This window comes from Stenotrophomonas sp. STEN020 (assembly GCF_056760195.1).
The window spans coordinates 17,616-28,016 of sequence record NZ_JBRREI010000059.1 but is presented as its reverse complement, the minus strand read 5'-3'; the positions used below and the strand labels follow the sequence as shown (position 1 = coordinate 28,016).

Genomic DNA, 10,401 nt, shown 5'->3' with positions numbered 1-10,401 from the left:
TGTCGTTGGTGTTGGTGTGGGTGTCTCTCTTGTCTTTCCCTGTGTGCGCCGTTCCCTGGCTGGTCGTGGGCCCCCCCCCCCCCCCCCCCCCCCCCCCCCCCCCCCCCCCACTACATGGTTGGCTGGCAGCTTATTGCACTTGAAGAACGATGTTCTAACGCATCGGTGCAGCGAAATGGCTAATGTCGCCAACCAGATCGTCCCCAGGAAGACAGGTATGTCGGTGGTGCAGAGCTTGCGTGGTTGCTGTCTGTTGATGTGCTTGTTTGCAGGAAGGGTATCGGCGCAGGACGTGGTAGAAGCGCCTGCAGGCACGGGAGCGGCACCAATCCGCGACATGGAGGCGGTGGTCGTCCATGGCGTGCAACCCGGCCCGGGCTTGTGGCGGGTCAGCAAGGACGGGCATGTGCTTTGGATATTGGGCACAGTGTCGCCCTTGCCCAACCAGATCGAATGGCGGGCCGACGAGGTGCGTGCGGTGATTGCGCGCTCGGAGCAGGTCTTGTTGCCGCCTGCTCTGACCTTCGATGCGGACATCGGCTTCTTCGGCAAGTTGGCCTTGGTGCCTTCGGTCTGGAAAGGCATGCGCAATGAAGATGGCGCTGAGTTGAGTGATGTACTTGAGCCTGCGGTATATGCGCGCTGGCGTTCGGTCAAACAGCGCTATCTGCCGCGCGATGGCGGCATTGAGCGCAAGCGCCCGATGTTCGCCGCCGTTGAGCTGCAGTCGGCGGCTACCAAGGCGATTGGCTTGGGGCAGAAGCCGGTTGTCTGGCCTGTAGTAGAAGGGGCAGCAAAAGCAGCAGGTATCACGCCTACGCCGACGGCGTTGAAGATCAAGATTGAAGATCCGAAGGCAGCAGTCCGTGAGTTCCGCGAAGGCGGCATGAATGATGCGCTGTGTCTGGAGCGCACCGTTGCCTTGATCGAGCACGATCTGCCGACCTTGGTTGAACGTGCAAATGCCTGGGCGGTGGGTGATATCGAGGCGCTGCGGCGTTCGCCTTATGAAGATGCTGGCAGTGCCTGCATGCAGGCGGTGACTGAGTCTGGGTTTGTACGCAATCGCGGCTACGGCGATCTGAAGGTTCGCGTGCGGCAGCATTGGTTGTCGATTGCAGAGGGCGCGCTGCAACGCAATGAAGAAACGTTTGCGATGTTGCCGGTGGATCGTTTGCTGGAAGCAGATGGTTATCTGGCAGCGTTGCAGGCGCGCGGGTATGAGATTGAGTCGCCCTGAGGAGCAGTTCTATGGTGAGAGCACGGGGCTGATGCATGGGCGGCCGGCTACGCTGTTGTTGATTTGTAGGAGCGGCGTAAGCCGCGAAGCTGATGTAGCTCGAGCAACCAGGCTCCCTGTCACCGGATAGTGCTTTTGCTTCGCGGCTTACGCCGCTCCCACAAAAGAAAAATCCGATGCCAGAGGACTGGCATCGGATTCGGGGGTGCTCACATGCTTGAGTTCAGCTTAGCTCGCCGCACTCAATGGCGCGGTGCTGTCCTGCAGCTTCGGCCAGCGCTTCAAAACTGCAGCGCGAATTCCTGCCGCATCAATCCCGGCTTCGGCCAGCAGGTCTTCGCGGCTGGCGTGGTGCTGGTAGCTGTCGGGCAGGCCCAGGTGCAGCATCGGCATCAGCACGGCTTCGGCGTTGAGCAGTTCGGAAACGCCCGAGCCCGCGCCACCGGCGACCACGTTATCTTCAACGGTGACGAAGCCGTCGTGTGTGCGTGCCAGTTCCAGCAGCATCGCCTTGTCCAGCGGCTTGATGAAACGCATGTTGACCACGCTCAGGCCCAGCTCGCGGCCGACCTGCTCAGCCGCAGGCACGGCCGCGCCGAAGGCAAGGATGGCGATGCGGCTGCCTTGCACGCGCAACTGCGCCTTGCCGATTTCCAGCGTGGACAGGTCGGTGCCGACGGCTGCGCCGGGACCGGTGCCGCGCGGGTAGCGCACTGCGGCCGGGCCCTTGTATTGCAGACCGGTGCTCAGCATCTGCCGGCACTCGGCTTCATCGCCCGGTGCCATGACCACCATGTTCGGCACGCAGCGCAGGTAGCTCAGGTCGAGGTTGCCTGCGTGGGTAGCGCCGTCCGGGCCGACAACACCGGCGCGGTCGATGGCGAACAATACGTCCAGATCCTGGGTGGCGACGTCATGTACCAGCTGGTCGTAGGCGCGCTGCAGGAAGGTGGAGTAGATGGCGACCACGGGCTTGGAACCCTGGGTGGCCATGCCGGCAGCCAGCGTCACCGCATGCTGCTCAGCGATGGCAACGTCGAAGTAACGCTGCGGGTATTCCTTGCTGAAACGCACCAGCCCCGAGCCTTCACGCATGGCCGGGGTGATCGCCAACAGCTTGGGGTCGGCTGCGGCGGCATCGCACAGCCAGTCGCCGAAGATGTCGGTATAGGTCGGCTTCTTGGGCGCGCCCTTTTCCGGCAGGCCCTTGCTGGGGTCGAATGGACCGACGGCGTGGTAGCCGATCTGGTCGTCCTCGGCCGGCTCGTAGCCTTTGCCCTTGGTGGTCATGATGTGCAGCAGGTGCGGGCCCTTGGCGTCTTTCAGGTGCTTTAGGGTCGATACCAGCAGCGGCAGGTCATGGCCGTCGATCGGGCCGGTGTAATGGAAGCCCATCTGCTCGAAGGCGGTGGAGGGCACGAACATGCCCTTCCACTGTTCTTCCCAGCGCTTCACGAAGCGCGCAGGCGGGCTGTGGCGCTTGTCGCCGAGGATCTTCTTGCCGCTCTCGCGAAGCGCGTTGAGCGTGCGGCTGGCGGTTGCCCGGCCCAGCATCTTGGTCAGTCCACCGACGGCTTCGGAGATGGACATGTTGTTGTCGTTGAGGATGACCAGCACGTTCGGCTCGTCGTCCATGCCGCCAGCGTGGGCCAGCGCTTCGAAGGCCATGCCGGCGGTCATCGCGCCATCGCCGATCACCGCGATCACCTTGCGGTCATCACCCTGGCGCTGGCGCGCGATGGCCATGCCCAAGGCAGCCGAGATCGAGGTCGAGGAGTGGCCGACGCCGAAGGTGTCGAACTCGCTTTCCTCGCGCTTGGGGAACGGCGCGACGCCGTCCTTCTGCTTGACGGTGTGGATGCTGTCGCGACGACCGGTGAGGATCTTGTGCGGGTAGGTCTGGTGGCCCACGTCCCACACCAGCTGGTCGACGGGGGTGTCATACAGATAGTGCAGGGCGACGGTAAGCTCGATCACGCCCAAGCCAGCCGCGAAGTGACCGCCGCTCTTGCCCACCGATTCGATCAGGTAGGCGCGCAACTCGCCGGCAATGGCCCCCAGTTCGCTCTCGTCGAACAGACGCAGGTCATCGGGAGTCTTGATGCGCGACAGGCGCGGATAGCTGGCAGAGTCGATCATGGTCTTCGCGTTTCACTCGAAACGGTATTTTCCCCGTCCTGAGAGGGTGGGGCAAGCAAAGCACATCATCAATGAGTGCCGGATGAGGTGGTTTGGCGCCAAGCTGAAGCCCGTGTTCAGTCTGGATGGCAGTTGCGCATGAATACGCGGGGCTACGGTACTGGGCTCAGAGCCCGCGTTGCAGGGCTTTGCGCGGTAGCTGCGACTTCAGGAAGGCCATCTGGTCGGCCAGGATGTTGCGGTTGGACAGGATCAGGTGCTCGATCCAGCTGGGCCGGTACGGCACTGCCAGCAGCGGCATGTTGGCCTGCGCCGGGGTGCGGTTGCTCTTGCGCGAGTTGCAGTGGAAGCAGGCACTGACCACGTTCTCCCAGGTGTCCTTGCCACCTTTGGAGACCGGCAGGACGTGGTCGCGGGTCAGCTGCGGGCGGTTGAAATGCTGGCCGCAGTACAGGCAAAGCTGCGCGTCGCGGGCGAACAGCGCAGGATTGGTGAGGTTGGGCGTGGGATCGATTGCGCGCGAGCGGGCGTGGCCGCGCGAGGCGATGATCGGGTGCAGGTCCATGCCGCTGCGCAGGCCGGTCAGCCGCGATATTGCGCCGTGTACATGCAGGCAGGGATCACCCATGGTCCAGGCGACGGCACCGCGTGCATACAGGCAGGCAGCGTCCTGCCAGTTGATCCAGTCCAACACGCGGCCATGCGCGTCCAGCGACAGCAGTCGCACGGAGCCAAGGCGGTGCAGGGAGGGCGGAAGTGAAAACCCGTCTATCGGAGCGGAAGTCCCGGCTCCGGTATCGATCAGACTACGCGGTGTAGTGTCTGTCTCCATCGGGTTAACAGCTTATACACGATGCGTGACAGTTTGTGTAAAGGCGGGTGGGTCGGTGGTTTTGCCGATGGTTTTGTAGGAGCGGCGTGAGCCGCGAAGCTGGGGGTGTTTCAGTCGCCTAAGAGCTCACCCCTCCCCAACCCTCCCCTCCGCCTTCGGCGCAAGGGAGGGGGTTAAGCAGAAGCTGCCCTCACCCCAACCCCTCTCCCGCAGGCGGGAGAGGGGCTTGCAGATCGCAGGCAGCTTGATCACTCCCTTCTCCCGCGTGCGGGAGAAGGTGCCCCGAAGGGGTGGATGAGGGGGATTTTGCCCCTGCTTTTGCTGTCGGATCAGTCGCCGAAGCGTACCGAATCCATCGCCATCAGTGAGTCGGCACCAGCGGCGATGCCGGCGGCGTGGCTCAAGGTGCGCGGCAGGATGCGGGCGTAGTAGAAGCGCGCGGTCTCCAGCTTGGCCTGCTTGAAGGCATCAGTGTGGCTGGAAGCCTGTGCAGCGACCACCGAACGTGCCCACCAGTAAGCCACAGCGATGTAGCCGCTGTAGAACAGGTAATCCCAGCTGGCTGCGCCCAGTTCTTCCGGGTTGGCGGCAGCACGCTGCAATACGTCGATGGTCAGCTTGCCCCATTCCTGCGCCTTGCCACCCAGCACCGGCAGGAACTCGGCCACGTCCGGGTTGCTGGCGTTGGCAGCGATGAACTGCTCGATTTCAGCCAGGAACAGCTTCAGGCCGGCGCCCTGCGAGGCGGCGGTCTTGCGGCCGATCAGGTCCAACGCCTGGATGCCGGTGGTGCCTTCATACAAGGTGGTGATGCGGGCGTCGCGGGCGTACTGCTCCATGCCGTGCTCGGCGATGTAGCCGTGGCCGCCGAACACTTGCTGGCCGTTGTAGGTCGCCTCAATGCTCCACTCGGTCAGGCAGGCCTTGACGATAGGAGTGAGGAAGCTGACCAGCGTATCGGCGTCAGCACGCGCCTGCGCGTCGCTGCTGCTGTGTGCGGCATCGAGCTGGGTGTAAGCGTGTGCGGCGAGCAGACGGCCACCTTCGGTCAGTGCCTTGGTGGTCAGCAGCATACGGCGCACATCAGGCTGGGCGATGATCGGATCGGCCGGCTTGTCCGGCTGCACGGCACCCTTCGGTGCACGCGACTGCAGGCGTTCGCGGGCATAGGCCAATGCGCCCTGGTAGGCACGCTCGGACTGCGCCAGACCCTGCACGCCAACGCCGAGGCGGGCGGAGTTCATCATCACGAACATCGCCTGCAGGCCCTTGTGCGGCTGGCCGACGAGGTAGCCCTGGGCGCCGTCGAAGTTCATCACGCAGGTGGACGAACCGTGGATGCCCATCTTGTGTTCCAGCGCGCCGCAATGCAGTTCATTGCGCTCGCCCTGCTTGCCTTCGCGGTCGACCTTGTACTTCGGGGTGACGAACAGCGAGATGCCCTTCGGGCCTGCCGGTGCATCGGGCAGCTTGGCCAGCACCAGGTGCACGATGTTGTCGGCGAGGTCGTGCTCGCCGGCGGTGATGAAGATCTTGGTGCCGGTGATCGAATAGCTGCCGTCGGCGTTCGGTTCGGCGCGGGTCTTGAGCAGGCCCAGGTCGGTGCCGGCATGCGGCTCGGTCAGGCACATGGTGCCGGTCCAGTTGCCGGCCACCAGCGGTTTGAGGAAAGCTTCCTTCTGCCAGTCTTCGCCGTAATGCTTGAGCGCTTCAACTGCGCCGTGCGACAGCATCGGGAACAGGCTCCAGGCCAGGTTGGCCGAGGACACCATTTCGCTCAGCGCCATGCCCATGGTTTCCGGCATGCCCTGGCCGCCGAAGTCTGGCGATGCGGTCAGGCCGGTCCAGCCGCCTTCGACGAACTGCGCATAGGCTTCCTTGAAGCCCGGTGCGGTGGTCACTTCATTGGTGGCCTTGTCGAGCTTGCAGCCGGTCTGGTCGCCGATGGCATTGAGCGGGGCCAGCACGCTGGTGCTGAAACGGCCGGCCTCTTCCAGCACCGCGTCGATGACGTCGGCAGTGGCATCTTCGAAACCCATCGATGCAAACAGGGACTCGGCCTTCAATACGTCGTGCAGGGCGAAACGGAGATCGGTAACAGGGGCTTTGTAGTTGCTCATCTGACGGCTCTCGAACGATGCGGTAGCGGGTAGGGGATCAGCGCAGCACGCCGGGCAGGCCGGGGGCCTGGTTGAGGCTGTTGCGCGACTTGATGTCGAAACTGCGTTGCTTCTTTTCTTCCGGGGTAGCGCTGACGCTGCCTTCCAGTTCGTAGAACAGCGAGCGACCGCCAGCCAGTGCGTCGGCTACGACAATGCGTGCTGAAGACGAAGGCTGCAGACGCACTTTGATTACATCGGCCGACTCCGGGCCGATCGACAGTGCCGGGCTGGCGTTGAGCGTACCGGCGGCTTCGTCGCCAACCTTTACCGCCAATGCCACGCTGTCAAAGCGCATCGGCATGGAGCTGTAATTGCGCAGGCGCAATTCCACTTCCCAGTTGCCGTCATTGCCGACGCTCAGCTGCTGGATGCTGGCGGCCGGTTCGGAAACACGCTTGACCGGGCCATTGCCGCAGGCGGTAAGTGCAAGTGCTAGTACGGCCATCAAGGCGTACTGGGGGCGAAAACGCATGGCGCGTGGTCCTCGGGTCCTGAGCTATCTCCCAAGAATACTACGGCGTATGGCGGCCTGCTGGGTACAGGTCAGCAAGATCAGCGACTATGACGCTGGGATGGCGGAACTGGTGCGGTCGTGCATCGAGTCATGCAGGGGGCAGAGGTTGCCGTCATTCGCGTCATTTTCTGGGGATTCATCAATGCGTTCATTCAAGTTGTTGCCGCTTGCAAGCGCTATCCGCGGCGGTCTGGCAGTTGTGGCGCTGTGCGCCTCCGTTCCGGCGCTGGCAGCGCCACCGCAGTTCGATCTTCAAGCAGGCAGCATCGAGGACGTATTGCCCGAATTTGCCCGCCAGGCTGGCGTGCAGATCATCGCCCCGGCGCATTCAGGCGGGGCCCAGCGGATTGAAGTGCCCGAATTGAAGGGGCAGATGGAGCCGCGCCAGGCGCTGGCCCGCTTGCTCACCGGCACCGGCCTGAGCGTGGCCTCGGATGACGGCCGCACCATTACTTTGCGTGCGGCTGCCCCCATGCTGGCCTCGCTGTCAGGCCTTGGTGGCTTGGCGGCAGGGCAGGCGGTGCAGCAGGAGGTCGCTCAACCAGTGCCGCCGTCGGCAGCCAGTCCGAGCGTCAACACGCTGGACCAGATCACCGTGGTCGGCAGCCAGATCAAGGGCGCCAAGACCGCTGCAATCCTGCCGGTAGCGACCTTGCAGGCCGAACAGATCGAAGCCACCGGCGCTGTGTCCGGCGACGAGCTGTACCGCTCCATCCCGCAGATGGGCGATGTCTCGTTCAGTGGTACCAATGGCGGCAACAGCTCCAACTACGCACGCGGCGATATCGCCTCGGTCAACCTGCGCGGTCTTGGCGTCGGCAATACCTTGCTGCTGATCAACGGCCGCCGCACTGTGGTTCATCCCACCAGCCAGGCCGATGGCAACCTGGTGCCGGTGCTGACCTACAACGCCAATGCAGTGCCGGTGTCCAACCTGCGTCGTGTCGAAGTGCTGCTTGACGGCGCGGCCGCCATCTACGGCACCGATGCGGTGGCCGGTGTGGTCAACAACGTGCTGCGCGACGATATGGACGGCGGCACCATCAGCGTGCAGAAGGGCTTTGGCGAAGGCGCCGACCTGCGCGATATCGGCGTCAACGGCATGTGGGGCAAGAACTCCGCAGACCTGCGCTCCAACATCACCATTGCTTTCAACTACTACAACACCACCGGCTTGAACTCGCTGGACCAGGACTGGACCAGGAACGGCAACCGTGCGGCCGACTTCCTCGGCACGCCGTTTGAAGGTCTTGCCGGTACCGATAACCGTAACACCAACAGCCCGTGGGGCAACTTCACCGTGGTCGGCCCGCGGGTGTCGAAGAACGGCACCTGGTTGACCACCACTGCCGGTGCCTTCCATGTGCAGCCCACCAGCAATAGCGGCTGTGCGGCGACCATTGCTGACGGCCTGTGCGTCCAGTCCGGCAGCAAGGCCACTTCCGGTGCCGACGCCAACCTGCGCGACAACCAACAGGGCCAGTATCCGCTGTCGATCAGCCCAGACGTCCGTCGCCTGAACCTGTTCGTCACCGGTAAGCATGATTTCGACAACGGCCTGTCGTTCTTCAGCGAGGCTGGCATCTACAACTCGCGCGCCTACAGCCTGCAGAACGGCGTCAATACCATCACCGCCTTGCCGATGACGGTGGCTGCCAGCAACTACTGGAACCCGTTCGGTGCGATGTACCTGCCCGACGGCTCGCTCAACCCGAATCGCCTACAGGGTTTGAACATCGGCGCCAACGGCGTGCCGGTGACCATCACCAGCTACCGCTTCGAGCGACCGACCCGCATCGAGGTCAACAACACCCAGGTGCGTGCCTTGGCCGGCCTGCGCGGCTTCCACTACGGCTTTGACTGGGAAAGCGCCGCGCTGTACTCGGCTGCCAGGGTCAAGGACACCCAGGATGCAGTGAGCATGTCGCTGTTCCAGCAGGCCCTGGCCAATCCCACCGCATCGGCCTACAACCCGTTCTGCGGCGGCTGCAACGACTGGGACAAGCTGGACCAGTTCTTCTACAAGGCACAGCGCCAGAGCAAGACCGAGCTGTTCCTGTGGGACTTCAAGGCCTCGCGCGCGGACCTGTTCAAGACCTGGGCCGGCGATGTCGGCATGGCCGCCGGCCTGGAAGTGCGCCACGAAACCCAACGCGATGATCGTGATGCCCGCGTTGATGGCTCGGTGACCTTCACCGATGCGATCACCGGCGTTGCCTATCCCAGCGACATGTACGGCGTCAGCCCGACCCCGGACACCTATGGCTCGCGCACCGTCGCCGGTCTGTTTGCCGAGTTCTCGGTGCCGCTGGTGTCGCCGGAAATGAACATCCCGCTGGTGCGTTCGCTGGACCTGCAGGTGGCCGGCCGCGCCGAGCGCTACAACGATTTCGGCAATGTCGCCAAGCCGAAGCTGGCGCTGGGCTGGCAGGTGTTTGATGGTCTGACCCTGCGTTCTTCCTGGGCCAAGGGCTTCCGTGCGCCCAACCTGGAGCAGATCAACGCCACGGTGGTGAGCCGTTCCAACACCCGCACCGACTATATCCAGTGCGAGGCGGACAAGCGCAGCGGTGCACAGCCGGCGTTCGCCAACTGCGGCGGCTACAGCTACTCCACCACCGCGCGTCGCTCGGGCAACCCGGACCTGAAGCCGGAAACCTCGACCAATACCAGCGCCGGCCTGGTCTTCCAGCCGCGCTTCATCCCGGAGAACTACGGCCGCTTCACCTTCGCCGTTGATTACTACAAGTACGAGCAGGAGGGCATCATCGGCCTGTTCGGTGAAGGCAATGCGCTGATCCTGGACTACATGCTGCGCCAGCAGGGCGGTAGCAACTCGGCGGTGGTGCGTGCAGATGCGACCGCTGACGACATCGCCCGCTTCGCCGGCACCGGTCTGGCTGCTGCCGGCAAGGTGCTGTACGTCACCGACCAGTACGTCAACCTGGAGCCGCAGACCCTGCGTGGCGTTGACTACAACTTCAGCTGGAACTCGCCGGAAACCGCCATCGGCCGCTTCGATCTTTCGGTTACCGGTACCCACCTGATCGAGTTCTACCGCCAGCGTTCGCCGGCACTGCAGGCGCTGGAAGATGCCAAGTCCGCAGGGCTGGTGGATCCGTCGATCCGTATCACCGGTGGTGGTGACCTGATCGGCAATGGCGGTAACCCGGAATGGAAGTGGTCCGGCACGCTGACCTGGCGCTACCAGCAGTTGTCGGTGGGCGCGAGCGCGCGTTATGCGAGCTCCTACGTCGAGAACGGCCTGACCCTGGCCGATGGCACGCCGTGGACGGTGAAGTCGCAGACGCTGGCTAACGCTTTCGTGAAGTACGACTTCGCACGCGAAGGCTGGCTCAACAACGTGGCGGTCAAGGTCGGTGCCAACAACATCGCCAACAAGCGCCCGCCGATCTCCGACGACGTGTTCGGTTACCCGTCGGGTGTCTACCAGGCTAATCCGCGTTACTGGTACCTCAACGTGAGCAAGGCGTTCTGATGCAGAAAAACGTTC

Annotated in this window: 6 protein-coding genes; 2 read left to right on the top strand and 4 right to left on the bottom strand. The window is 63.6% G+C overall.

What is annotated here, in order from left to right:
* Positions 1-217 precede the first annotated feature (217 nt).
* Positions 218-1,240 carry a TraB/GumN family protein gene (locus tag ACVOLZ_RS18890; RefSeq protein WP_481517465.1) on the top strand — a complete coding sequence of 341 codons (1,023 nt, stop codon included), beginning with the start codon at positions 218-220 and terminating at the stop codon, positions 1,238-1,240.
* Between the two features lie 228 nt (positions 1,241-1,468).
* On the opposite strand, the gene dxs is transcribed toward ACVOLZ_RS18890, so the two are convergent.
* The 4 genes from dxs to ACVOLZ_RS18870 form a co-directional block, all read right to left on the bottom strand.
* A complete protein-coding gene (gene dxs / locus ACVOLZ_RS18885; RefSeq protein WP_481517464.1) occupies positions 1,469-3,379 on the bottom strand; it encodes a 1-deoxy-D-xylulose-5-phosphate synthase in 1,911 nt (636 codons plus the stop codon).
* A 166-nt stretch (positions 3,380-3,545) separates the two neighbouring features.
* Positions 3,546-4,211, bottom strand: a complete 666-nt coding sequence (locus ACVOLZ_RS18880) for an HNH endonuclease (protein WP_481517463.1) — start codon at positions 4,209-4,211, stop codon at positions 3,546-3,548.
* Positions 4,212-4,540: 329 nt separating this feature from the next.
* Positions 4,541-6,331, bottom strand: coding sequence for an acyl-CoA dehydrogenase C-terminal domain-containing protein (locus ACVOLZ_RS18875; protein ID WP_481517462.1), 1,791 nt, complete (start codon positions 6,329-6,331; stop codon positions 4,541-4,543).
* A 37-nt stretch (positions 6,332-6,368) separates the two neighbouring features.
* On the bottom strand, positions 6,369-6,845 hold the full coding sequence (locus tag ACVOLZ_RS18870; protein WP_481517461.1) for an LEA/WHy family protein: 477 nt from the start codon (positions 6,843-6,845) through the stop codon (positions 6,369-6,371).
* Positions 6,846-7,029: 184 nt separating this feature from the next.
* On the opposite strand from ACVOLZ_RS18870, the gene ACVOLZ_RS18865 reads away from it, so the two are divergent.
* Positions 7,030-10,386 (top strand): TonB-dependent receptor, encoded by a 3,357-nt coding sequence (locus ACVOLZ_RS18865; protein ID WP_481517460.1) that lies wholly within the window; start codon positions 7,030-7,032, stop codon positions 10,384-10,386.
* Positions 10,387-10,401: the final 15 nt, after the last annotated feature.

Bases quoted from the DNA above. Each gene is read 5' to 3' on its own strand.
- dxs (WP_481517464.1), bottom strand. From the start codon at position 3,379: ATGATCGACTCTGCCAGCTATCCGCGCCTGTCGCGCATCAAGACTCCC.
- ACVOLZ_RS18890 (WP_481517465.1), top strand. From the start codon at position 218: ATGTCGGTGGTGCAGAGCTTGCGTGGTTGCTGTCTGTTGATGTGCTTG.
- ACVOLZ_RS18870 (WP_481517461.1), bottom strand. From the start codon at position 6,845: ATGCGTTTTCGCCCCCAGTACGCCTTGATGGCCGTACTAGCACTTGCA.
- ACVOLZ_RS18880 (WP_481517463.1), bottom strand. From the start codon at position 4,211: ATGGAGACAGACACTACACCGCGTAGTCTGATCGATACCGGAGCCGGG.
- ACVOLZ_RS18875 (WP_481517462.1), bottom strand. From the start codon at position 6,331: ATGAGCAACTACAAAGCCCCTGTTACCGATCTCCGTTTCGCCCTGCAC.
- ACVOLZ_RS18865 (WP_481517460.1), top strand. From the start codon at position 7,030: ATGCGTTCATTCAAGTTGTTGCCGCTTGCAAGCGCTATCCGCGGCGGT.